The sequence below is a fragment of the Lysinibacillus sp. NPDC092081 genome, assembly GCF_044755845.1.
Classification (GTDB): domain Bacteria; phylum Bacillota; class Bacilli; order Bacillales_A; family Planococcaceae; genus Lysinibacillus.
On sequence record NZ_JBIVRU010000018.1, the window covers coordinates 26,517 to 51,200 of the forward strand.

At 36.0% G+C, this 24,684-nt stretch carries 26 protein-coding genes and 1 riboswitch; of the genes, 20 read left to right on the forward strand and 6 right to left on the reverse strand.

The window, feature by feature from the left end; genetic code table 11:
- The first annotated feature begins 137 nt into the window (after nucleotides 1-137).
- From ACIQLB_RS19835 to ACIQLB_RS19845, 3 genes are all read left to right on the forward strand, one after another.
- Nucleotides 138-314 (forward strand): hypothetical protein, encoded by a 177-nt coding sequence (locus tag ACIQLB_RS19835; RefSeq protein WP_400729731.1) that lies wholly within the window; start codon nucleotides 138-140, stop codon nucleotides 312-314.
- A 171-nt stretch (nucleotides 315-485) separates the two neighbouring features.
- Entirely contained in the window at nucleotides 486-818 is a 333-nt protein-coding gene (locus ACIQLB_RS19840; protein WP_400729734.1) for a hypothetical protein, read from the forward strand.
- 761 nt (nucleotides 819-1,579) lie between these two features.
- Entirely contained in the window at nucleotides 1,580-3,484 is a 1,905-nt protein-coding gene (locus ACIQLB_RS19845) for an endonuclease MutS2 (RefSeq protein WP_400729737.1), read from the forward strand.
- A 49-nt stretch (nucleotides 3,485-3,533) separates the two neighbouring features.
- On the opposite strand, the gene ACIQLB_RS19850 is transcribed toward ACIQLB_RS19845, so the two are convergent.
- Nucleotides 3,534-4,784, reverse strand: a complete 1,251-nt coding sequence (locus tag ACIQLB_RS19850; RefSeq protein WP_400729740.1) for a helix-turn-helix domain-containing protein — start codon at nucleotides 4,782-4,784, stop codon at nucleotides 3,534-3,536.
- A gap of 149 nt (nucleotides 4,785-4,933) precedes the next feature.
- Between ACIQLB_RS19850 and ACIQLB_RS19855 the strand changes: the two genes are divergently transcribed.
- Nucleotides 4,934-6,220, forward strand: a complete 1,287-nt coding sequence (locus ACIQLB_RS19855) for an MFS transporter (protein ID WP_400729743.1) — start codon at nucleotides 4,934-4,936, stop codon at nucleotides 6,218-6,220.
- A gap of 149 nt (nucleotides 6,221-6,369) precedes the next feature.
- Here the strand turns inward: ACIQLB_RS19855 and ACIQLB_RS19860 are convergent, their stop codons facing one another.
- From ACIQLB_RS19860 to ACIQLB_RS19875, 4 genes are all read right to left on the reverse strand, one after another.
- The gene (locus ACIQLB_RS19860; RefSeq protein WP_400729746.1) at nucleotides 6,370-7,086 is read right to left on the reverse strand and encodes a LutC/YkgG family protein; all 717 of its coding nucleotides are present in this window, start codon (nucleotides 7,084-7,086) and stop codon (nucleotides 6,370-6,372) included.
- On the reverse strand, nucleotides 7,086-8,513 hold the full coding sequence (locus tag ACIQLB_RS19865) for a LutB/LldF family L-lactate oxidation iron-sulfur protein (protein WP_400729749.1): 1,428 nt from the start codon (nucleotides 8,511-8,513) through the stop codon (nucleotides 7,086-7,088). The genes ACIQLB_RS19860 and ACIQLB_RS19865 overlap by 1 nt, the downstream gene beginning before the upstream one ends.
- Before the next feature lie 15 nt (nucleotides 8,514-8,528).
- On the reverse strand, nucleotides 8,529-9,245 hold the full coding sequence (locus ACIQLB_RS19870) for a (Fe-S)-binding protein (RefSeq protein ID WP_400729752.1): 717 nt from the start codon (nucleotides 9,243-9,245) through the stop codon (nucleotides 8,529-8,531).
- 158 nt (nucleotides 9,246-9,403) lie between these two features.
- Complete coding sequence (locus ACIQLB_RS19875; protein ID WP_400729756.1) at nucleotides 9,404-10,129, reverse strand: FadR/GntR family transcriptional regulator; 726 nt, start codon at nucleotides 10,127-10,129, stop codon at nucleotides 9,404-9,406.
- 439 nt (nucleotides 10,130-10,568) lie between these two features.
- Here ACIQLB_RS19875 and ACIQLB_RS19880 point away from each other — a divergent pair, with 439 nt between their 5' ends.
- Genes ACIQLB_RS19880 through ACIQLB_RS19890 form a run of 3 tightly spaced genes read left to right on the forward strand, consistent with a single transcriptional unit; the run spans nucleotide 10,569 to nucleotide 12,221 of the window.
- Nucleotides 10,569-11,279 (forward strand): cytochrome c biogenesis CcdA family protein, encoded by a 711-nt coding sequence (locus ACIQLB_RS19880; protein ID WP_400729759.1) that lies wholly within the window; start codon nucleotides 10,569-10,571, stop codon nucleotides 11,277-11,279.
- 35 nt (nucleotides 11,280-11,314) lie between these two features.
- Complete coding sequence (locus ACIQLB_RS19885; RefSeq protein WP_400729761.1) at nucleotides 11,315-11,701, forward strand: response regulator; 387 nt, start codon at nucleotides 11,315-11,317, stop codon at nucleotides 11,699-11,701.
- Nucleotides 11,702-11,723: 22 nt separating this feature from the next.
- Nucleotides 11,724-12,221: a CcdC family protein gene (locus tag ACIQLB_RS19890; protein WP_400729764.1), complete on the forward strand. Its 498-nt coding sequence runs from the start codon at nucleotides 11,724-11,726 to the stop codon at nucleotides 12,219-12,221.
- 426 nt (nucleotides 12,222-12,647) lie between these two features.
- On the opposite strand, the gene ACIQLB_RS19895 is transcribed toward ACIQLB_RS19890, so the two are convergent.
- Nucleotides 12,648-13,076 carry a DUF2621 domain-containing protein gene (locus tag ACIQLB_RS19895; protein ID WP_400729896.1) on the reverse strand — a complete coding sequence of 143 codons (429 nt, stop codon included), beginning with the start codon at nucleotides 13,074-13,076 and terminating at the stop codon, nucleotides 12,648-12,650.
- 121 nt (nucleotides 13,077-13,197) lie between these two features.
- Between ACIQLB_RS19895 and ACIQLB_RS19900 the strand changes: the two genes are divergently transcribed.
- The 13 genes from ACIQLB_RS19900 to ACIQLB_RS19960 all read left to right on the forward strand — a co-directional run bounded on the left by ACIQLB_RS19900 (nucleotide 13,198) and on the right by ACIQLB_RS19960 (nucleotide 24,517).
- The gene (locus ACIQLB_RS19900; RefSeq protein WP_400729767.1) at nucleotides 13,198-13,413 is read left to right on the forward strand and encodes a DUF1659 domain-containing protein; all 216 of its coding nucleotides are present in this window, start codon (nucleotides 13,198-13,200) and stop codon (nucleotides 13,411-13,413) included.
- 12 nt (nucleotides 13,414-13,425) lie between these two features.
- Nucleotides 13,426-13,650, forward strand: a complete 225-nt coding sequence (locus tag ACIQLB_RS19905; RefSeq protein WP_400729770.1) for a DUF2922 domain-containing protein — start codon at nucleotides 13,426-13,428, stop codon at nucleotides 13,648-13,650.
- An 88-nt stretch (nucleotides 13,651-13,738) separates the two neighbouring features.
- A complete protein-coding gene (locus tag ACIQLB_RS19910; protein WP_082337366.1) occupies nucleotides 13,739-13,861 on the forward strand; it encodes a YvrJ family protein in 123 nt (40 codons plus the stop codon).
- Nucleotides 13,862-13,964: 103 nt separating this feature from the next.
- On the forward strand, nucleotides 13,965-14,573 hold the full coding sequence (locus tag ACIQLB_RS19915; protein ID WP_400729773.1) for an SCO family protein: 609 nt from the start codon (nucleotides 13,965-13,967) through the stop codon (nucleotides 14,571-14,573).
- Nucleotides 14,574-14,681: 108 nt separating this feature from the next.
- A complete protein-coding gene (locus tag ACIQLB_RS19920; protein WP_400729776.1) occupies nucleotides 14,682-15,200 on the forward strand; it encodes an RNA polymerase sigma factor in 519 nt (172 codons plus the stop codon).
- On the forward strand, nucleotides 15,193-16,098 hold the full coding sequence (locus ACIQLB_RS19925) for a hypothetical protein (protein ID WP_400729779.1): 906 nt from the start codon (nucleotides 15,193-15,195) through the stop codon (nucleotides 16,096-16,098). Before ACIQLB_RS19920 ends, ACIQLB_RS19925 begins: the two co-directional genes overlap by 8 nt.
- A gap of 174 nt (nucleotides 16,099-16,272) precedes the next feature.
- Nucleotides 16,273-16,809, forward strand: a complete 537-nt coding sequence (locus tag ACIQLB_RS19930; protein ID WP_400729782.1) for a DUF1572 family protein — start codon at nucleotides 16,273-16,275, stop codon at nucleotides 16,807-16,809.
- Between the two features lie 144 nt (nucleotides 16,810-16,953).
- A riboswitch (cobalamin riboswitch) is annotated at nucleotides 16,954-17,151 on the forward strand.
- Between the two features lie 351 nt (nucleotides 17,152-17,502).
- Nucleotides 17,503-19,113, forward strand: a complete 1,611-nt coding sequence (gene nikA / locus ACIQLB_RS19935; RefSeq protein ID WP_400729785.1) for a nickel ABC transporter substrate-binding protein — start codon at nucleotides 17,503-17,505, stop codon at nucleotides 19,111-19,113.
- 76 nt (nucleotides 19,114-19,189) lie between these two features.
- Complete coding sequence (gene nikB, locus ACIQLB_RS19940) at nucleotides 19,190-20,143, forward strand: nickel ABC transporter permease (RefSeq protein WP_400729899.1); 954 nt, start codon at nucleotides 19,190-19,192, stop codon at nucleotides 20,141-20,143.
- Between the two features lies 1 nt (nucleotide 20,144).
- Nucleotides 20,145-20,954, forward strand: coding sequence for an ABC transporter permease (locus tag ACIQLB_RS19945; protein ID WP_400729788.1), 810 nt, complete (start codon nucleotides 20,145-20,147; stop codon nucleotides 20,952-20,954).
- Between the two features lie 11 nt (nucleotides 20,955-20,965).
- Nucleotides 20,966-21,742 (forward strand): ABC transporter ATP-binding protein, encoded by a 777-nt coding sequence (locus ACIQLB_RS19950; RefSeq protein ID WP_400729791.1) that lies wholly within the window; start codon nucleotides 20,966-20,968, stop codon nucleotides 21,740-21,742.
- A gap of 12 nt (nucleotides 21,743-21,754) precedes the next feature.
- A complete protein-coding gene (locus ACIQLB_RS19955; protein WP_400729794.1) occupies nucleotides 21,755-22,555 on the forward strand; it encodes an ABC transporter ATP-binding protein in 801 nt (266 codons plus the stop codon).
- Between the two features lie 282 nt (nucleotides 22,556-22,837).
- Nucleotides 22,838-24,517, forward strand: coding sequence for a methyl-accepting chemotaxis protein (locus ACIQLB_RS19960; protein WP_400729797.1), 1,680 nt, complete (start codon nucleotides 22,838-22,840; stop codon nucleotides 24,515-24,517).
- Nucleotides 24,518-24,684 lie beyond the last annotated feature (167 nt).

Consider the following 24,684-nt stretch of genomic DNA (forward strand, 5'->3'; position numbering starts at 1 on the left):
ACACTATCTAAACATTTCCATATAACTATGAAATATATGTATGGTAATATATTTCTTGTATTTAAATTAGGATGAATATACAGTAAGGAATCCTAGGCGTTTCAAATAAAAGAAAACAAATATAAAGAAGGAATAACATGAATCACCCATATAAAAAGTATGAGAACACAGAATTATGGAACATTATTTGGGAAACTATAGATGAACTAGTTGCTAATCAAGATGTAGAAGAAATGACAAGTAGAGAATATATAGTTGGTTGTCTTTGTGCAAAAATATGTCATGTGGAAGAAGATGGTGCACGGAACGTATAGCTATAAAATACAACTTGAGAAGAAATATTTGATGACGGCTTTAGATTCAATTTTGTTTATATTGCTGGGAAAGTAACAGAGGGAATAAAGATAAATAATTCACCAAAAGATAAAGCGTCAAGAGCGTATATTCGTATAGTCAAAAAAGCCAATCTATATGATGTTTTTTTTATGAAAAATAAAGCGATTAATATAATGACTAATGCTCTGAAACAACCATTTACTCGTAGGGAAATATCAAGTGCCTATATTTATATCGGGCTATTATACTCAGAGTTAAAAATGTATAAAGAGGCTTCAGATAATTTTCATAAAGGAATGACTATTGTAGAGCGTGAAGAATTTCGATACAGCCCCAATTTTAATAAAATTATAAAAGTTTTTATTAAGAATGGTGACTTGGAAAAAGCGGCTTATTGGTTAGATAATTTGAATAGTAGAAAATTGTACGATAAAAAGTTTAAAAAATTAGGTCATCTAAATTCTTATGTAAAGAAGGGGTAATTTTTAGACTATTAGAGAGGCAAAAAGCTTTGAATTGTATGAGTATTATATTGTTAATCCTTGGGATAGGTTTCTTAATGTTTGGAATCCGACATAATCCGAAAGTGGGAGCGGCTCTATTCTTTGGGACTTAATAGCACTTTGGTTAGATAAATTACCTTATTGGGTTACTAAAATAATTTACATATTGATGGGTCTAGGCTGCTTATTAGTAATTTTTTTTGTTTGTTATTAACAATTTATCATAGCAATTTGTATTTTATTTTTTGAAGATCCAAAGAAAAAACGAACATGAGAAAATCTCTAGTCTTATTGTAAGAAAAAAATAAGGAACTTTACTTTTCTGCCAGCATATAGTAATATTACGTCAATCAATTAGATAACAATGGTGATTATTATAAATTAATGCGAGGTGCTTTTTAATGAGTGCGGTAGGTTCTAAATAGGAACAACTTAATTGAAAAAAATTTAATGACGACAGGGGATTGTGTCATAAAGTGACCCCTTATTTAGTCGTGGATTTATTTCGATGCCTATGAAGATACCTACAATACTTTATAAAGCGTGTAATGCCTGAAATTACTTCATTTTAATGAGGTCTTTTTCACGATGCTTCTTACACATGCCTTGTAATGTAAAAAGCTGTGGGATCCCCACAGCTTTTTTGTTTTTTAAAATTGAATATAAAATCATTGATATCTAATGAGTAGGTATCTTCATGAATGATTATGGAAAAAAAATCATAGTGAGGAGAATTTAAAATGAATCATACTACTTTTGAGAAGTTACAATACAATGAATTGAAGGATATCGTTAAATCATACTGTGTCAGTGGATTAGGTAAACAGTTATTAGATAAATTAACACCGAGCCCAAATTTGACAGTTGTTAAAAATCGTTTGAATGAAACGACAGAGGCACGAGCAATTTTAGATGCGGAAGGTCATATACCGTTTTTAGGGGTATCAAATATTGACAATACTATTAAAAAACTTGAAAAGGGGATTATTTTAGACCCTAGTGAATTAGTGAGCATCTCAGACTTTTTAAGAGGCTGTAGAAAAATTAAAAAATTTATGCTGGAAAAGGAATTTTTTGCGCCAGTACTTGCATCTTATGCTATTTCGATGTCTGAATTTAAAAGTGTGGAAGAGGAGATTAACTTTGCGATTAAAGCAAATCGTGTTGATTCAGCTGCTAGTAGGGAATTAAAGCGTATCCGAAATCATATTGAAACAACAGAGGAAAAAATTAAAGACCGCCTAACGAAATTTTTAAATAATAGTGCCAATAAAACATATATCCAGGAATTTTTTATAAGTAAGAAGGATGATCGGTACACGATTCCCATTAAGGCTTCCTATAAAAATCATGTGCAAGGGACAATTGTGGAGGTTTCGTCTAAAGGTGCAACGGTCTTTATGGAGCCAAGTACAGTAGCTAAATTAAATGTGGAATTGGCCACTTTGAAAGCAGAGGAAGCAGTGGAGGAATATCAGATTTTGGCGACATTATCTGGGCTACTGATGGAGAATATCCGTGAAATCAACATCAACATGGAGTTAATTAGCCAATATGATATGGTGTTTGCCAAAGCCAAGTTTAGCAAGAATATTGGAGGCGTTGAACCAAGCTTAAATGATTATGGCTATATAAAGCTCGTCAATTGTAAGCATCCACTGTTAACAGGGAAGGCGGTGCCACTTCATTTTGAAATTGGTAAAGACTATCGTAGCTTAATCATTACAGGACCGAATGCTGGTGGTAAAACCGTTGTCCTAAAAACCATTGGCTTGTTAACATTGGCTACTATGTCAGGCTTCCATATTGTTGCAGATAAAGGTACTGAAATAGCTATATTTGATCATATATTTGTAGACATTGGGGACAATCAAAGTATTGAAAATGCACTTAGTACGTTTTCATCCCATATGAAAAACCTTTCAGATATTATGAGGGCATCCAATAATAATACTCTTTTGCTATTTGATGAAATAGGAAGCGGTACGGAACCAAATGAAGGAGCAGCACTGGCGATTTCCATTTTAGAGGAGTTCTATCATATGGGCTGTATAACAGTGGCAACTACTCATTATGGAGAAATTAAGCGTTTCTCTGAAATGCATAGTGATTTTATGAATGCGGCTATGCGTTTTAATAGTGAAACATTAGAACCTTTGTATAAATTAGTAATCGGAACATCTGGAGAAAGTAATGCCCTATGGATTTCTAAGAAAATGAATATACGTGAAACCGTATTACAAAGAGCTAAGGGTTATATTGACAATAAGGATTACCTACTAGAGCGAGTAAATGATAGTAAAATCAGGAAGCCTAAGATTGAGCAAGAGAGAACAAAAGTAAAGTATGAATTTAAAAAGGGAGATCGTGTAAGGCTGTTAGACCATGATGACGTTGGAATTGTTTATCAAGAAATGGATAATTTCTATAATATTGTCGTGTTCTTTGAGGAAGAATTCATAAAGGTAAATGTTAAGCGACTTGCATTAGAGCTATCGGCAACAAAATTATACCCAGAAGGATATGATGTAGAGACATTGTTTGTAGATTATAAAGAACGAAAGCTTCAGCATGATATAGAGCGCGGTTCGAAAAAAGCTCTTCGCAAGATTCAGAAGGAAATAAAGAGAGATAAATCGAGCTAAAAGTCTGAAGGGATTGCACATAAATTATAAAATGTGCAATCCCTTTTATTTATCGAACCGAATTAATTTGTGCTTTAATTGAATAATATGTTTCCTCAATTTTTTCTTTATAGGGCAGATCGATTAAATCCTGAGAATCCATATAGGCCATTTTGGCGATTTCGTAGGCTGTTGTTAACTCACCGAAGTGTGCATAGCAAAGAGCTTTATAGGAAAAACACTCATTTAAGCCTAATATGTCAATTGGATGTAAGATGAATGGGGGAACGTTTGTAAAATGTTCAAATGTTTCCTTCGCTTCTTCATATTGACCTAGTAAATATAAGGATTTTCCTTTTTCTGCATAGTAAAGGTTTTTTTCGAGTATAATCGAGCCGTCATGCTTAAGCGCACCAAAACGCTCTATTTCCTCTAGTGCCTGCTGATAATCGTGCGTGTAATTGTTATAATAATGCGCTCTTAATACGAAAATAAAAGCATCTACATTCACTTGTTCGACAAAAATCCGATACTGCTCAAGCTTCTTCAGCATATACTCTACTTGCTCAAAATCATTGTCAATCATGGAACAAAATGCCCCAATACGATACATATCATCTATATAAGAGTAAAATTGGTTTTTATGTGCATTTGTAATGGTCTCATTAATGAGCTGTTTACCTGCTTCAAGTTCGCCAATTGCTACCTGTAAAACGCTAATATAATAAGCCATTTTCACAGCATCTCGCGAATCTAATGGGTAATTTTCCTGCTCAGCCTCTTCTTTCGCCTCTAAAATACAAGAATACGCCGTTTTGTAGTTTCGTCCTTCCGATAATATGCCCAACTGTAATATATAGGTTTCAAACCAATGACTTAGTAAATTAATTTCTTTAAACATAATGCGTGCCTGTTGAAGCGGTGACTCCCATGTCGTTAATCCCGCTTGATATTGTGCTGCAGCATATATATACAGTAAACGACCTGCTTCATAACTAAGCGGAAGCTCTTCTATATAAGGCTTAATCATCTCTACGATTTGCTGCACATTATCTATATCACCAGGATTTAATGGTGCAAACAAAATTTCTACCTGCTCTAAAAGTTGACGTAGCGATGAGGGAGTTATTTGATCAAGTAATTCACTCGCATTTACTCCTAAACGTTCCGCTATATATTCAAGACTTTCCATCGAAGGCTTGGCCTTATCATTTTCAATTTGACTTAACATACCTTTTGTTAGACGATCACCGGCAAGTGCCTCTAATGTTAATTTTCGTGCCTTCCTTAATTTGCGAATTCGTGTGCCTAAAGAGTCCACTGCCTCGCCTCCTTTTTCATTAAAAGTGAACAAAATCATTTTGTTTAATTATATTAAACTTTCTCTTGCGTGAAAAGGGGGAGCTATGTTATATTTTGTTTAATTAAATTAAACTTTTTGATTTTATTGAAAATTAGGAGGGGTTTTAGATGAATGAAGCGGCAAAATATAAAAAGGCGACGTATCATTTATGGACATTTACAGCTAGTAAAATGATCTCGCAGTTAGGGTCTCATGTATTGTCATTTGGGATAGGTTTATATATTTTGGCATTGACAGGGTCAGCGATGAGTTTTGCGACAACTATGATATGTTCCATTTTGCCTCGAGCATTAGTCGCGCCACTGGCAGGTTATGTAGCTGATAATTATTCAAAGAAACGCACAATTTTATTAGCACAAGCAGGTACAATATTGACAGTTGCTGGGTTACTACTCTATACAGAAATGGTCGGTTTGTCGGTTTATGCCATTTATATTGCAACAGTTTTAAATACAATATGCTCAGTCTTTTCAGGTGTAACATTTTCTTCCTCAATCGCAACACTAGTAAATCCAGAACGCCTACAGAAAGCAATGTCATTCAATCAAATGTCAGTGTCAATCGCAGCAATTGGAGGGCCAGTAATCGGGGGAATGATGTATGGATTTTTCTCCATGGAAGCATTTTTACTTGTACATATGGCGGCCTATGTGATTGCGTTTTGCTTAGAAGCAACAATGAATTTTACTCTCTATAGTACAAGAGAACAGACTGTAGAAAAAGAAAAGATATGGGCTGGGCTTGCTAGTGGCTTTCATTATATTAAGCAACAAAAAGTTGTTAAAACAGTAATGTGGCTTTCATTATGGATTAATTTGTTTTTCTCTGCCATCGTTGTTGGGGGGACCTATATTATTATTGAATTACTAAAAGTAAAATCAACTCATTTTGGTTTTATTGAGGCTTCGGGTGCGGTTGGTATGCTTGTTGCTTCCCTCTATTTCGCTACACGTGCAGAGGTTAAGGCGCCATTACGTTTTTCTAAAATTAGCTTATTGCTGTTGGCTAGTAGCTTAGGGCTAGCTGTTCTTCCGTTAGTAACAAATTTATCCTATTTAACCATTGTTACCTTTTATATTGTAATCTACTTTATTTTCGGTATTTTTGAAATGGGAGTTAACATGCCAATTATGGTTTATATACAAAAGCTAATTTCAGAAGAATACCGTGGACGTGTATTGGGATTAATAGAAACAATGTCAATGTCAATGATGCCGATTGGTATGGTCGTTTTTGGCATCTTGTACGATACATTACCTGCAACGGCTATTTTACTTGTCACGAGTGTAATTATCGTGACGATATCACTAGTTATGCTACGAACATCTGTCTTAAAAGAAGCACATCCAGAGTTTTATGAACAAAAGGTAGTAACTGAGGGTGTAGTAAATTAATGGTACAGCGAAATACGTAGTTTTATCAGCAATTCGTAACCATCCATCAACGGGATTATATAGCAACATACAAAACCAGGCATTTCTTCACAGTGAAGAATGCCTGGTTTATCTGCATTCAGAATCGAGTAGGCCAAGGCGAAATTGATTTACTGATCCTCAATCACAATATAAGTTGCTTTAATTGGTCCGTGTACACCAACAATAAGAATCATTTCGATATCTGCCGAATTACTTGGTCCTGTTATAAAGTTAATGCAGGATGCAATTTGTTCGCCATTTCTAACTTTTTCGCTAATCCAACGAGCTGCTTGTGTCATTCGTGGAACGATGGTGCTTTTAGGAATTAAAATAATAGACTTCTCTGGTAAAAAGCTAACTGATCTACCTTTATCCTTATCACTAAAAAGTACAGCAGTTCCTGATTCTGCTAATGTTATTTCACTAATTGTAATGCCAATGTTAGCTTTTTCAGCCTGTCGAATATTTCCCTCTGGCTGCTCAGAATCCCATTCGTACAGCTGAATATTTTCTTTAGGCCATTGTTCGGTCTTCAATGATGATAGGCCATAGCTTTGGAAACGCTCGTCTTTCCATGTTATAACAGATTGACCTCCATAATTTTCAACTACTTTTTGTAAATCTGTAGGAAGATTAGCTGTATTTGTAATGACAATATCCGTATGAATATTTTTGCATTGTTCAACTAAAACCTCTACTAAAGCATCTTTTGTTGCATCCTTTAGAACGCGATCTTGTGGGTGATATTGCCATGTCGGTCGTGCAAGTTCTGTTTTTGGTGCACGACCAAGCTGTTTCGCAATCTTTGACAAAAATCCATCTCGATTTTCAATAGTACCTGTCATTATTCATCGCCTCCTCTTTGGCGGTGTTTAAACCAGTCACGGAAATTATCTTTATTGGGAGCTGGGAAATCCCTAGCTTCCGTCCATGCTTTTAATGGGCCTGGGCCATTTGAAATTTTCTGATCTTTTGTAAATGGAGCCATTGCTGGTGAAGCCATTTTAGTTGCCATTTTATATAGGGTAGGGGAGGAAGCACCTAAACCAAAGGCTTTCATTAATAGCTTTTCTGATACAGGAGCTTTGCCTTCGTTTTCAACAATTACTTGGCGATGTCTATGAATAAGCTGATGTAACGGTATTTTGACAGGACAAGCATCTGTGCAGGCACCACATAATGTGGAGGCATATGGTAACTCTTTAAAATCCTCATAGCCTCCTAATAATGGCGAAAGAACGACGCCTACTGGCCCAGAATAGATAGAACCATAAGAATGCCCGCCAACATGTCGATAAACAGGACAAGTGTTAACACATGCCGCACAACGAATACATTGTAAAATAGGCTGGAATTCACTGCCTAAAATATCAGAACGTCCATTATCAACAATTACTAAATGGAATTCCTCTGGTCCATCTGTGTCACCTTCATCTTTGATCCCTGTTAATGTAGTAATATAGCTTGTTAGCTTTTGCCCAACTGCGCTTCTTGTTAATAAGCTTACTAACACTTCCATCTCTTCAAATGTAGGAATAATTCTTTCCATCCCCATTACCGTAATTTGTGTTTTCGGCAAGGCTGTTACTAGATCTGCGTTCCCTTCATTTGTCACGAGTGTAATCGAGCCGCTCTCTGCAATAGCGAAGTTACAGCCTGTAATGCCAATATCTGCTGTTAAATATTCATTTCTTAATTTTTTACGTACATATAGAGCTAATTCTTCAGGATTTTCGGTTTTCTCATAGCCTTGTTTTTCTTTAAAAATGTCACGAATCTGCTCCTTGTTTTTATGCAGAGCTGGGGCAATGATATGAGATGGTGGCTCGTGATCATCTACTTGCAAAATGTACTCTCCAAGATCTGTTTCGATGACCTCACACCCGAGCTTTTCTAAAGCGGCGTTTAAATTAATTTCCTCCGTTACCATAGATTTTGATTTTACGATTTTAGCAGCATTTTTCTTTTTCGCGATATTTTGAATATAGTCTGTCGCTTCTTTCGCTGTTTGCGCAAAGTAAACATGTCCACCTCTTTTAGAGACATTTTCACTTAGCTGATATAAGTAATAATCTAAGTTCTCCAGCACATGCTTTCGAATTTCTTCGCCGTGAGAGCGCCATTCCTCCCAATGTCCGAGCTCATCAGCTTGTTGTAGTCTACGTGTTTGTAATCGCTCCTGTGCACTTGACACAGCTCCGCGCATAAACGTATTTTCTAATTCTTTCGATACTCGATGATTAAAGCGTTCATTACTTGTTTTCATAGCCATTTTTTGACCCCCCTCCTAGTGGCAATTTAATACTTCCGCAATATGCATGACTTTAATAAGCTTACCTTGTCGATTAATTCGGCCACCAATATTGATTAAGCAACCCGCATCGGCACCGATTAGAATGTCCGCCCCTGTTTCTTCAACATTCTGTACTTTCTCATTGACCATTTCTCCAGAAATATTGCCCATTTTTACTGAAAATGTTCCGCCAAATCCACAGCATCGATCTTTTCCTGGGAGTTCTATATACTGTAAGCCTTTAACTTGATTTAATAATTTAAAAGGTGCATCTGTAACACCGAGTAGACGTGTCATATGACAGGAGGTATGATAAGTAGCCTTGCCCTCTAAATGTGCTCCTACATCCTCGACCTTTAATACATCAACGATAAACTCTGTAAATTCATATGTTTTATCTGCCAATGCTTGCGCTTTTGGCTCCCAAATAGGATCTCCTTTAAACACTTCTGGATATTCCTTAAACATATAAGCGCAGGAACCAGAAGGGGAGACGACGTATTCAGCATGTTCAAAAGCTGTGATCATTTTTTTTATAGCATTTTTAGATTCTTTTACATAGCCACTATTGTAGGCAGGCTGCCCACAGCATATTTGATTTTCAGGAAAGTCTAGGTCACAGCCGAGCCTTTCGAGAACTTCAACAACGGCTTTTCCTACATCACCTTGAAACATATCAACTAAACAAGTAGCAAAAAGTGTTACTTTCATGATCATCGCTCCTTTTCATCTTTATTACCCATAATTCAACAGGTCATCTGATGACTTTGTTTTTATATTACTACAATTGTACAGATGAATAAAAGGTGTTTATTATTAATTTTCAAAAAATTCAAAAGCTGCCTATAATAAAACCTAGGCAGCTACTGTTATTTCATAGATGTTGTTTCAAAATATTGCATTAAAATCTTTTCCACATTACTTAAATGCGAAGCCATAGCATGTTTTGCAAGCTCTTCATTTTGCTGTTTAATCGCGAGGAAAATTTGCATATGTTCATCATACAGCTTTTCGCTTGTAATTTTTTTAGAGTACAACCAAATTCGGCGTGTCTCTTTCATCGTTTCGATCATCAAACCTGAAACCTGGTCTAATATAGTTGCAAGTAGGGGGTTTTGAGATGCTGTAGAAATGGCCGCGTGAAATTGAAAATCCACTTTTTCTCCTAGCTCTCCATCTCCTTGTACTCGTTTCATCTCATCCAAAATTTGCATCATTGACTGTATGTCTTCTTCTGTTCGATGAATGGCTGCGCTAGCCGCTGCGCCTACTTCGATAATTTTGCGTACTTCTAACAAATGTGAGATATCTTGCTTATTTGTTAAAATGGCAGTTGATAAGGGGAAATCGAGTTGATTGGATTGATTACTTTTAACAAATGTACCTGAGCCTTGTTTGATATCAATAAGCCCCATTGCTTTTAAAGCGGAAAGAGCTTCTCGGATGGCAGATCTGCTCACTTGTAATTGTTCAGCTAGTTGTTCTACTGAATCAAGTCGATCACCAGGCTTCAGCTCGCCAGTTCTAATTTTTTCATAGAGGATTTCTGATACTTCCTCATATATTTTTTTCGGTTTAATTTTTCTTAATTCCAAGGAATACACCTCATTTATCTCTATCAATTGCACTATTGTTTTTTTTATTATACATGAAGAAAGTTAATTTACTAACTATTAACAGTAAATAAAAAAGGGTACTACAACTCTGCTAGAAGCGGTAGGTAACGGCTTTACAACAGCTCACCATAGCTCTGTTGTTAGTGCCTTTTGGATATGCTTAGAAGGACAAAACTTGAAATGTAGCATTATGGCGTATTTTGTTGACAGATAATATAAGGGGAGCGCATAATGCAAAAGTACATTAACAAATACACGTTGATTTAGTAAGGTCTGAAAAAAATTTGTATAATAATATGATGGAACTTCACTCTTTTAACACCTTTTTGCCATGAAACGTTCACAAACAGGAAGGGCGCAATTTACAGTGATTTTTGGTACGATGGAGACAGTAACTGTAAGGAGCGAGTGAGAAAATATGGAAACTGATATTAACGTATTTTTAGCTTTAGGTGCAGGGTTTTTAAGCTTTATTTCACCATGTACCCTACCGCTGTATCCAGCATTTTTATCATACATAACAGGTATGTCATTAGATGAGCTGAAATCAGAACGAGGTATGATGCAAAAGCGTGCAATTTTACATACCCTGTTCTTTTTACTAGGATTTTCAATTATCTTTATTATGATTGGACTAGGCACATCATTAGCAGCAGAGTTCTTCCTTAATTATCACACATTATTACGTCAGGTTGGTGCCATCTTAATCGTTGTATTTGGTTTAATGATTGTGGGATTACTACAAATTGACTTTTTAATGGCGGATCGAAAATTCCAATTTAAAAACCGACCATCTGGTTATTTGGGATCAGTATTAATCGGAATAGCCTTTGCGGCTGGTTGGACGCCTTGTACAGGTCCGATTTTAGCATCGATTATTTCATTAGCTGGTGCAAATCCAGGCGCCGGATTTAGCTATATGTTAGCTTATTATTTAGGCTTTGCGATTCCGTTCTTCGTGTTATCTTTCTTTATAGCACGTATGACTTGGATTCGTACACACAGCCAAAAAATTGTAAAAATCGGCGGTTATATTATGATTGTCGTTGGTGTATTGTTATTCTTTGACGGATTATCGTATTTAACACGCATTTTAGAGCCTATTTTTGGTGGATTTACAGGCTTCTAATCTGCTAAACTAAAGAGGCCATACCGTACTTTAACGTGGAGGGAGATGAACATGTGCCTACAGTTTTAGTAGTGGATGATACGCTCTTTATGCGTGTTGCAATAAGTAATATGTTTACTGAATGGGGTTATGAGGTAGTCGGCAAGGCAGCGAATGGTAAAGAAGCTGTGGCGATGTATCGTGAGTTACAACCAGATCTAGTAACGATGGATGTAACAATGCCCGTTATGACAGGTATCGCAGCAGTAAAAGAAATCATCCCGGAATTTCCAGATGCAAAAATAATTATGATTACAGCTTTAGGACAACAGAAGTTAATCGTGGAAGCGATTGAAAGTGGTGCAAAGGATTTTATGACAAAGCCTTTCGAGCCAGAAAGATTAAAAGCTGTAGTTGATCAATTACTTGGACAAAATTGGTAATGACAATAGAGGAGGAATTTTTATGTTTAGCAATATCCCTTCTCAATATTATGTAATAGGTTCGACCATAATGGCCATTTTTATGGGTACCTTTGTCATGGTTTTACGTATGCGAGCATCTAAGAAACCGACAAATGAGAAGAAAATTATCATTCCACCTATTGCGATGTCTTCAGGTGCGTGTATGTTTTTATTTGAACAATTTAGAGTGCCACCCATGCAAATTCTTGAAGCGGCAGCAGTCGGCATGGTGTTCTCAACAATCTTAATTGCCACTTCTAAATTTGAAGTAAAAGGTCAAGATATTTATTTAAAACGTTCAAAAGCATTCGTTTTTATACTAATCGGACTGTTAGTATTCCGTGTAATTGCAAAAATGATATTAAGCAGCTCCATTGACGTTGGTGAATTAGCAGGAATGTTTTGGATTTTAGCATTCGCTATGTTACTCCCTTGGCGAATCGCGATGCTTATTCAATTTATAAAAATCAAAAAAACAATTCCGCTGAAGAATATTTAAAATGGAAAAACTACACTAGAGACTTTATCTAGTGTAGTTTTTTTTGCACGCAGTTTGGCTGATGGATAGTGTAGTTCGAGCGACGGATAGGGGTATCAGAGCGATGGAAAGAGTCGTCCGAAAGACGGAAAGAAAGACAGAATCGACGGATTGAAGAGCCAAAGTGACGGAAAGAAATCAGAGCGACGGATAGAATTGCCGAAGTGACGGAAAGAATCGTTCAAACGACGGAATGAAGAGTCAAAGTGACGGATAGAAATCAGAACGACGGATAAAACCGTCAAAGCGACAGATAGAAGAGCCAAAGTGAAGGATAGAAGTCAGATACTGGCGGATAGACTTTAGGAAAAACTTATTGAAAAAATATATGACGAAACTTATCTAAGGACAGAAAAAACGCTGCACAAATCAGTGTGCAGCGTATCTTTAATCAAATAGATGTTCATATGGGGCGATGTCAATTTGCATTTCCCCTAATTTTTTGCGTAAAAATTTATGGTCGCGCTTAGGTGTTGCTTGGATATAGCCACGAATAATCAAATCATGGCTAATGGCAGGTGCTTTTTCTTCTAAAGCAAGCTCGCCGATTTTTCCTGCTATTTTTTCCTTTGCTACTTGTCTAAATAGCTCAGGTACAGGGCTTACAAGTTCATATAAAAGTTCTTTCTCAGGTTGTCCCCATAAATGAATAGTTTTATCTAAATAATACTCTTGCCAATCTAAATCAGATTTACCGTCCTTCTTTGGTAATGCCTTTAAAAATTTGCGGAACATAAAAAATCCGCCGATCGCCATCAATGAAATGAGTACAACTACCCAAAATAGGATAAACCATAAAAACCAACCACTTAACAAATCGTTCACCTCTTTGCCTTCTCTCACTCTATTATAAAAGCTTACAATAAAAAATTCATCCTAAATGTCCCTTTTTTAGCAATAAGTCAGTATATATTGTGAAAGAAAGGAGGTGATTCTTATGGCAAAAGTCAATTTCGTAGGGGCTACATTGCGTTTAAAGTATGTCGCTGGACACAATGCCCAAAACGAGCCCATGTTCACAACAAAAACATATCGAAATTTAAACGGTTCGCATACGGGGGAGGATTTAGTAGCGGTAGCCTATGCCATTGCAAGTCTATCTTCACACGCACTAGACAGCATTGTAAAACAAGAAACAACAGATTTAACCTAAGGAGGGAAAGCTATGACACAAGTTTTAGAGCTGCAATTTGAAACAGCGGCAGGGAAAACGGCAATATTTGCGATTGATGCTCCGAAGCCAAAGGTAACAGCGGAAGAAATTCAACAAGTAATGCAAACGATCATCGCTAAAAACGTTTTTGAAGGACAAGCTGGCGCTCTGGTTGCGATGAGTGGGGCTCGCATCATTGATCGACAAGTAACAGAATTTGAACTAGGGATCGAATAATCACGAAGTGGTCTTTGCAGAATTTTCTGCAAGGACCATTTTCAGCAAAGGGCAATTTTAATAATTTAGCTGTGAAGGAGGGATCAACATGGAACAGTGGTTAAACATGATATCGGATATCGGTTTTCCTATCTTAGTGTCGTTTTATTTACTGCACCGAGTAGAAGTTAAATTAGATGCAATTCATGATGCACTTGTTTCCTTAAAGTGAAATCGATTTCACAAAGATGTACGAAAGCTGTCACTTGAGTGTCCTTGTCAATATTTACATCGTACGATAGGATGGGGTTAGTGTAAGAGGGAGCGTGTTAGAGATGAGAAATAAAATAATGGGACTTGTTCTACTTTTTGCATTAGCTGCAGTCCTTAGTGCGTGTGGAAATACAAAATTTAAAGCAGATTATAGCTTGGAATTACCAGATTTTGATCATGTCAATCAACGCGGAGAAAAAGTTTCTTTAGAGAGTTTAAAAGGGAAACCATGGATTGGTATGTATATTTTCACAAATTGCACATCAATTTGCCCACCTATGTCCTTTAATATGACGCAAGTTCAAGAAAAGCTGAAGAAAAAAGGTGTGGAAGATTATAATATTGTTGCGTTTTCCGTTGATCCTGACGTTGATAAACCAGAAGTATTAGCTAATTATTTGAAAAAATATAATGTTCCAGATGAATCAAAATGGAATCTACTTACTGGTTATTCACAAAAATATATCGAGCAGTTTGCTGTGAAATCAACTAAAATAATCGTCAAAGATGATCCTAACAGCGACCAAGTGATCCACGGGAATCAATTTTTCTTAGTAGATAAAAATGGCGTAATCGTAAAAATGTATACAGGGTTTGCTAAAAATATCGAGGATGTACCAATTGACACAATTGCATCAGATATAGAAACATATATTGATGAAAATTTATAATGGATAGAAGGAAACCGTCTCAATAAATGATGAGACGGTTTTTTTATCGATGAAATTTGATCTTTTATAACTTTAGCCTCGTTTATAGTGTAGAAGGAGGGAAAGATTTTGTCTGATACAGAATATCTAGAGCAACTAATGGAACTACATACAGAGCATTTATTTCGAATCGCTTACTATTATACGAAAGATCTACAAATAGCTGAGGATATTGTTCAAGATGTGTTTATTAAATTCTATCATCATCAGAAATATTATGAAGAAAGAGGGGAGATGAAGGCTTATTTAGCACGCATGACCATTAATAAATGTAAGGATTACTTAAAAAGCTGGGCTTATCGAAAAATTACATTTCAGCATAATTTTTTTGCTAAACAAAAAACTGTTTTACAAGATACACTCATTCATCAAGATGAACAAGCTCTTTTAGATGAAGCCATTTTACGGTTACCAATAAAGCAACGTGAAGCAATTGTCTATTTTTATTTGGAGGAAATGACGATCAAGGAGATAGCAGAGCTACTGGCAATTCCTGAGGGTACCGTGAAATCCCGTTTAAAGAAAGGGAAGGAATTATTAAAAGTAGACTTACAACATATTGAATGGGAGGTACTTTTCCATGGATAAACATACAATGCACGTATTGAAGGATGTCTCAGCTCATAAAGAAGCAATCATTCATAAGGTTCGACAACAAGTTCAGCAAGAGACGTATCCTTCAAAGCAACTTTGGCCGTATCGTGCACTGGCCGTCATGATGACATGCTCTATCTTACTATTTATTGCATGGCAAGCTTCGAAACCGATGGACCATGTAACGACAGAAATACTTCCTGAAGAAGATAAACAATCATTCAGCGATTTATTTCAAACAGAAGTTGAAGGAACAAAGACAACATACAGTCAGTTTTTTCAAATAGCAGATACATTTGAACACCACGAAAATATCAAATTTTATGCACCACTTCAGGGCTTCGAGGCTATGCAAGCAGTGGCGGCTACTATGGAGAATGCTGTCCATCTAATAGATCCTGAAAATCTTCCATTTAAATCAAATATACAGGAGGTATATGCGGTAACATCAGAGATGCAAGATGGTACCCTGCAAAAGCAAATTCAATTTAGTTATAAAGAAAAGTCTCTCACTGGAGTGGATCGTCAATATATTAATTTGACAGTAACAAATGTAAATCATAATCCTTTAGTAAACTATAACGTTATAGAAGATAGTCAGCACTTTTCAGGGGAAATCACGAATGTAGGTTTGAATTTTATGAATCCTTTGTATTATCGTGCGATGACACCAGATAAATTTTTCGCGTATGTATATTATAATTATGATGAGGCAGACAAGCGCATTTTTGGAATGATTACAAGAGCCAATGAGTTTTATACGTATTATAATGGCTATGTATATCAAATAGGCTATCAAATAAATGGTGATCAACAGGAAGCACAAGAAAAAATAGTTGCTCTTGTAAGAGAATTTATCCCGCATATAAATTCATCGGAAGCAAAGAAGTAAGGTGGAAGATAAACTGCCTGTAAAAGCTTGATTGATGAAGGCTTAGCAATCCGTGGTGATAGAACCATCCAGTGAGTAAGTATTACTTTATTTTTGTCAACAACTAGTTACCAAATTGGCACACCGCATTCTGTTTATATTAAAATAGTAGAAAAGGGATGGGGGGGATCAACAATGACGGTAGCGCAAACGTATTTAAATGTTGTCCAAAAGAGATTTAGAAGTGTCAAAGAGCTAGGCGATAAAACACTCGACCAACTTGAAGTGGCCCAATTGCACTGGGCGTATAATGAAGATTCAAACAGCATCGCAGTGATTGTAAAACACGTTAGTGGTAATATGATATCGAGATGGACTGACTTTCTAACGACAGATGGTGAGAAAGCAACGAGAAATCGTGATGATGAATTTACCGATAGCCTTCAGACAAAAGAAGAAGTTATGGCAGTATGGGAAAAGGGCTGGCAAGTATTTTTAGATGCTTTACAAAAATTAACAGAAGCTGATTTACAAGGGTTTGTAACAATAAGGGGAGAACAGCATTCCGTGATAGATGCGATTGAAAGACAAATGGCCCATTATTCACAACATGTCGGTCAAATCGTTTACATCGCTAAGCAAATAAAGGGCTCTGAGTGGCAAACAATAAGTATTCCAAAGGGACAATCTCAACTTTTCACAGAATCAATGTTAAAAAAACATCAACGATAGAAGTGTAGCCATCTCACTAGTGTGTGAATGGCTTTTTTTGTGGAATATACATAAATACCTTTGTTTAAAAATCGCAAAACTTTATTATATTCAGAAAATAAAATTGACGTGTGTCTTTGAAGCGTGTTATGTTTAGTACTAAATTTAATAATTACCATTACAAGTTTTAGGTGAAAAATAATTTTTCGCTTAATTAAAAGGAAAATGGGTGTAAATCCCATGCTGTCCCGCAGCTGTAAATGAGGAGTTTTGTTTCAAAAAAACCACTGAGTAAGTACTTGGGAAGGTGAAGCAAAATGAAGATTCATAAGCCAGAATGCCTGCTTGTAGTAAGATTCATTGTAGAGCTACGAAAGATAGGGAGATGGATGGGAAGGCTTTTACTGATGAGTTTTTCTATCCTTATTCATATTTGAATAAGGATTTTTTTATGGCTTTTTCCAAACTTAGTAGTTTACATCAAAGTGAGGTGCGAATAAAGAGAGAACATAGTTTATATGTACTTAAGACAAAAACAACTTTGAAACCTCGTACAAATTGTTTGGTTAGCGGCGCAATTCACACTTTTAGCGGCGTTCTTTAATTGGTTAGCGGCGGAATTTCGGGTTTTAGCGGGGTTCCCCGAATGCTATGGGTGGAGAAGTACAATAATTCAATCTTTCTAGCACAAATAAATAGACAGGAGCAATATTAATGTTATTCAAAAAGAAATTATTACCTTTCATGCTATTACTGATGTTAACCATTTTAGCAGGGTGTTCAAGCTCGAATGAAGGTAATGGAAGTACAACAAAAGATAACGAAGGAAAAATGATAACAATTGGCTGGCCGCTAGATATAGGGCCTTTAAATCCGCATACCTATTTACCAAACCAAATGACTGCACAAGCAATGGTGTATGAATCATTGGTAGAATATAACGATGATGGGACAATATCGCCGAAATTAGCAGAGAGATGGGAAATCTCCGACGATAAAAAAACTTACATATTTCATCTTAGAAAAGATGTCAAATACTCTGATGGGACAGCCTTTAATGCAGATAATGTCATTCGTAATTTTAAAGCAGTTTTAGCAGATCGTGAAACACATTCCTGGATGGGAATGGTGAATCATATTGTAGATGTTGTGAAAGCAGATGACTATACTATTCGATTACAGTTAGATGAACCATATTACCCCGTATTAAATGAACTGGCATTTGTTCGACCATTTCGCTTCTTAGGGGATAACGGATTCCCTGAAGGAGATGCAACTAAGAAAGGTATAAAAGCTCCGATTGGTACGGGTTCATGGGTATTAACCGAATACAAAAAAGATCAATACGCTATTTTTAGCCGCAACGAACATTATTGGGGTGAAAAGCCACTGGTAGACAAAGTAAAAGTGAAAATTATTCCTGATTCAGAATCTATGTCACTGGCATTTGAAAATGAAGAATTAGATTTAATTTATGGTCGCGGCATTATTAGCTTAGATAACTATACTTTCTTAAAAGATAGTGGTAAATACAAAACGGCTACATCTGAACCTTTATCTACACGTGCATTACTGTTTAACACACAATCTGGTCCTTTAGCAGAATTAAAAGTACGTCAGGCTATTCAATTCGCTATTAATAAAGAACAAATGGTTGAAAGTATTACCCATGGTACAGAAAAAGTTGCCAATACACTGTTTTGGGATGCTATTCCTTATGCCAACATTGATTTAAAACCAATCCTATTCAATCCAGAAAAAGCCAAGCAGTTATTAGATGAAGCAGGTTGGACTTTACAAAAAGGTGATAAAATCCGTTCCAAAAATGGGCAACCTCTTACATTAGATTTAATCTATATTGCAACAGATGCCATCCAAAAACCTATGGCAGAATTAATGCAAGGAGAATTAGCAAAAATAGGCGTCCAATTAAACCTTGAAGGCGCTGATGTTATGGTAGGGCTCCAAAAATTGATGGACAATCAAGTAGATATTAACTTCTGGCGTACAAACGGTCCGCCAACAGACCCACACAGCTTCGCAAATGAATCAGCAACACCGAATGCCAATGGCGTTTATGAGGCGAAATTAGGCCTAGATAACGCAGTACAAATTGACGACAAAATACATCAATTATTAATTGGGACGGATGAAGCGGAACGTGTTAAATTGTATAAAGATATTTTAACAATGTTCCATGATCAAGCATTATTCTATCCGATTTCATATGAAACGAATACCGTTATATACCATAAAAATATGAAAGATTTTAACCCTCGTGCATCTGAATATGATATTCCTTATGCTCAAATGGATTTAAAGTAAGAGATTGAAAAGAGAGTGGGTCTAAACATGACTCCTCTCTTTTTGCACTATGAAGACTTGGGAAGTGATGAAAGAAATGTACGAATCAACTTGGCTTTTTTGTCTAAAACGAGTTATTACATTACCATTTGTCTTACTAGGGGTTTCAATCATGACCTTTTTATTTATTCGTTTTGTTCCAGTAGAGCCAGCGAAGGTAATACTTAGACTGTCAGGAGTCGCACCGACGGCAGAAGCAATACAGTCACTACGATCGGAATTGGGCACTGACCAACCTATGTCGATTCAATATTTTATATGGTTAAAAGGTGTGTTGCACTTCGATTTTGGTACATCGTTTGTGAGTAGATTACCCGTTGCCCAAGAAATAGTAGAAAAACTACCGGCAACTTTTGAATTAGCCCTAGCTGCATTTATATGTATTATTGGCATTAGTATTCCTCTTGGTATTATAAGTGCTCTTTATAAAAATTCAGTACTTGATAAGATTATAGGCTTATTATCCATTATTAGTGTATCCATCCCAACTTTTTGGTTAGGTTTTTTTCTTTTGTACTTATTTAGTTTGAAGCTAGGCATTTTCCCGACAAATGGTAAAGGGACTATTTTACACATAATTTTACCAGCAGTATCTTTAGCATTACCCACTATCGGATTGTTTGTTCAATCAATTCGTACAAGCGTCCTAGAAGAATTACAAAAATATTATGTTCAGTATGCACATTTACGGGGTTTAAAAAAATCTGTTATTCTCAGTCGACATGTCTTTAAAAATGCTGCTATTCCGCTGACGACGATGCTTGGTATGACACTTGGAAATTTATTAGGTGGGGCTGTTATTGTAGAGCAGGTATTTAGCTGGCCAGGTTTAGGTCGCTACTTAATAGAATCAATTATTAATAGGGATTATCCAGTTGTGCAATGTTATGTTCTAATAATCGCTATTATCTATGTTTTTGCTAATTTATGTACAGATATATTACATAGAGTTCTTGATCCTCATCTAATAATGGTGAGGGGGAGAGAGTAGAGTGATTAAATTGTACAACAGATTAAACGGCAAACAATTGATTAGTATAGCTACACTCACATTCATTGGGCTGTTGGGGCTTTTAGCTCCATTGATCATGCCGAATGATCCTTTTTTGGTGGATATGTCTAAAAAGTTTTTAGCTCCATCATGGGCATATCCTTTCGGCACAGATCATTTAGGGCGATGTATACTTTCACGTATACTGTTGGGAATTCGCTATTCTTTAGGATCAGCTCTATTCATTCAATTAATAGCAAGCTTTTTTGCTATATGCATAGGGGCAATAGTAGCTTTTAAGAGAGGGATCATTGATTATTTATTTATTCGTATCTGTGATATTTTATTAGCTTTCCCAACGCTTGTTCTTGCATTCGGACTTCTAGGTATTTTGGGTCCAAGCTTAAGAAATGTATTATTGGCGCTTATATTTACTCAAACTATTTATTATTCAAGAATATTAAGGGGCTTATTTATAAGCGTTCATGAAAAAGAGTTTATAAAAGCTGCCAAAATAAGTGGAACTTCAGGGGTGAAGCTAATCCTACGCCATTTCATGCCAAATATAATGGCGCCGATGCTGACGATTATTTCTTTAGATTTAGGAAAAATCATTTTAGAAATTGCTGGCTTTTCATTTATTGGCTTAGGTGTTCAAGCTCCTACTCCTGAGTGGGGAATGATGATTAGTGAAGGTAAACAGTATATCCGACAACATCCTGAGCTTATGCTTTTTCCAGGTGCGGCAATAATCATCGTAGTCCTATTATTTAATATTTTGTCTGGTCATAACAAGCAAGTTGATCATTGAAAGGGATAGCTATGGAAAGAAAAATCTTATTACAAGTCAAAGATTTAAATGTACAAATAGGTGAGAAGGAAATTTTATCTTCTATTAATTTATCTGTTTATAAAGGGCGTGTTTTAGGGATTATCGGTGAAAGTGGCAGTGGTAAGTCAATGCTATGTCAAGCAATTATGCAATCTCTCCCGACTATGGTCAAAACGACGGGCCAAATTTTATATCAAAATATTGATTTAACATCTGTAACAAAAGAAAAATTGAGAGATTACCGAGGAAAGCATTTATCGATGATTACACAAAATCCATTGGTAGCATTTGATAGTAATCAAACAATAGAAATGCATTTTCGAGAAACATTAAAAGCACATTACGTCATGAATAAAAAAGAAGCAAGACAGATCGCTATTTCGGCAATGAATAAAGTAAATTTACCAAATTCAGAAAAACTTTTGCAATATTATCCTTTCCAATTGAGTGGAGGGATGTTGCAACGTGTCATGATTGCTCTTTCTTGTGCGATGCAACCTACATTATACATTGCCGATGAACCTACAACGGCTCTTGATACAGTCAATCAAAAGAAAATATTAACATTGTTCAATCAAATTCGAAATGAAACCGATGCAGCGATTATTATTGTTACACATGATCTTGGAGTTATTGCTGAACTTGCCGATGAAGTGGCTGTTATGTATAAGGGGGAACTCATTGAACAGGCGAATGTCTTTGATTTTTTTGACGCTCCACAGCATTGGTATACAAAAAAACTTTTACAATCGAGAATTACTTTTTAGAGGTGGTTGAAAATGGCTCTATTAGAAGTGATAAATGTTGAAAAATACTATAATCAGAGACAGTCATTTATACAAAAAAAACGAGAAATACCAGTATTACAACAGGTCACATTTTCACTTCAGGAAGGCGAATGTTTAGGAGTAGTCGGTCAAAGTGGATCAGGAAAAAGTACATTAGGTCGGATAATTTTAGGCATAGAGAATCCAACGAGTGGGATTGTACGCTTTAATAATGTGAATTTATATCAGGCTAGTTCTAATGAAAAAAAGAGAGTTCGAAGAGATTTACAAGCTGTTTTTCAAAATAGTTTTAACTCCTTTAATCCAAAGCAAACCATTGCAGAGATAATAGAAGAACCATTTCTTAATTTCGAGAATTTTTCCAAATCTGAAAGGCAACGTAAGGTCGAGGAGCTACTTAACTGTGTCGAATTAGAAAGCAATATTGCCAATAAATATCCTTCACAGCTAAGTGGAGGTCAACAGCAACGCGTAAATATAGCCAGAGCAATTGCTATAAACCCAAAACTAATTGTGTTGGATGAGGCTATCAGTAGCCTCGATATGGTATTACAGAAAAATATATTGCAACTACTTCAATCGCTACAAAAGCAACTGAAGTTATCTTATATTTTTATTTCTCATGATTTACATGTAACACGCTTTATATCAGATAAAATACTAGTGATGCATAAAGGTCGGCTTGTTGAGGAAATAAACAAGGAAGATTCATTTAAAGATCCTGCTTCACTTGAACTATACAACGCTATTCTGCCTTTGCATCCTCGAGACAGACAAAATAAAAAATCGTAGCCAATATTATAGCTACGATTTTTTTGCTGACTTCTTTTATACAAAATAAAGCTGGTACATCGAAGTTTCTTCGCCCATCAATTTTGCGATTTCAAAGCATTATTTTAACTAATAAAACAGATGTAGAGAAAATAGAGAAGTCAAGACATTTGGAGATGTGTTTTAATTTTTGTAAAATTTTAGTGTTAATTCATGAGAAAAGGCGCACTTCTTATAGGATAATAGGTATATCTGATCTATAATCAAGATAGTTAATGTAAATAGTAGAATAGAGGGAGTCGTATGAGATTAACAGTAGAACGAAAACTGCAATTTGCTTTTGGTATAATATTTTTATTTCTATTACTAATCACTAGTATTGCAATGTATTATTTAAATGATAATAAACAGACACTTGCAGAAATCGAAAAAAACACGGAATTAATCAACTTATATAATGATATTTCCTTCCAAACGGTGCGGGCAAACGCAGCCATTCGAGGGTATATGTTATATGGGAAAGAAGATATGCTCAACAATCATCTCGAAATACGAGATACCTTACATAAATCCATTCATCGTATTGAAGAACTTGGACATAATAATGCAGATTTTGAACAATTTTTAAAGCAGTTAGAGGAATGGGAAAAGCCTTTAGATGAACAAATTGTGCCTCTTTTTCAAAGTGGTGAAAAACAGCAAGCACAACAGTTGGCATTACCGATTTTAGGGAAAGGCTCTCTCAAGCTCGTTGAGTTTGGGAAAACGATGGCAACGGCTCAGCAGGACGAAATGCAGGCGAGTATAGAGGCTACAAAGCAAAAAGGCGACAGAAGTGGCAAAGAAATTGCTGTATTAGCAATAGTGTCCTTACTTATAAGCATTATTATTGCGACAGTTTTTGGGCGAAGAGTAGCGAAAAATATTCAACAAACAGTAGTAGAAATGGACAAATTCTCAAATGGCAATTTACAAACGAACTTGCAATTTAAAACAAAAGATGAGTTTGCACAGCTGGCAGCTTCCTTTAATTCGATGTCAGAAAAGCTTAGACATACTATGAAGCATGTCGCTAATTCATCTGAGCAGGTAGCAGCAACTTCCGAGCAGCTCACAGCGAGTAGTATGGAAGTGACACAGGCAACAGAAGTTGTCTCAGAATCGATCCAAGATATTGCACATGGTATTGAAGAACAGGATACATTGACAGGTGATGTACGAAACTTATCCTCACACATTTTGAAAAAAATGAATGACATTTCAACGAGTATTGATCATGTTAACGATGCAACTGTAGAAACTAAAAATATGGCTAGCATAGGACGTTCCTCTGTTCGTAATGTCATTGAACAGATGAATGAAATTGCGGATAATACAGCAGAACTAAATACACGTGTTAAAGACTTAGATGAAAATACTGCAGCAATCGTCTCAGCAGTCAATGTTATTAAAAATATTGCGACCCAAACAAATCTATTGGCTATTAACGCCTCAATAGAAGCAGCACGAAGCGGAGAGCATGGCAAGGGCTTTGCCGTAGTAGCAGAAGAGGTACGAAAGCTAGCAGATGAATCGAATTTAGCAGCAGTAGATATCGAAAAAGTCGTTGTGCAAATTACGGAGGATACAAGAATTATCGAGGAAGACATGATCAACAGTAATGATTCAGTAAAAGTTGGTCGTGAAAAAGTAAATGTGGCAAGAGATAATTTCATACAAATTGACAATGCTATTAATGACGTGCAAACACAAACCGAATCAGTTACAGCAGCTATTCGAACGATCCATCAAGATATTGAAAAACTTGTAAAAGAAATAGACTACATTAGCGAAGTATCCATGAAATCGAGTAGCAATGTTCAAAGTGTTGCGGCATCTTCTGAGGAGCAAAATGCAGCGATGGAAGAGGTAGCGGCAGCCTCTACACATTTGGCAAAAATGGCGATTGACTTACAAGAATCAATTCAAGCATTTAAATACTAACAACAAGAGCCCCTATGCATCATAGCAAAAGCATGATACATAGGGGTTCTATGTTTAGTGGACAGTGGCGCTGAGAGCTCGATTTATGTCGAGAAAATCAAAAAAATGAAAAAAAGTGTTTGAATTTAAGTATTTCGTCCGATAAAAACTTAAGAAGAAAATTTATT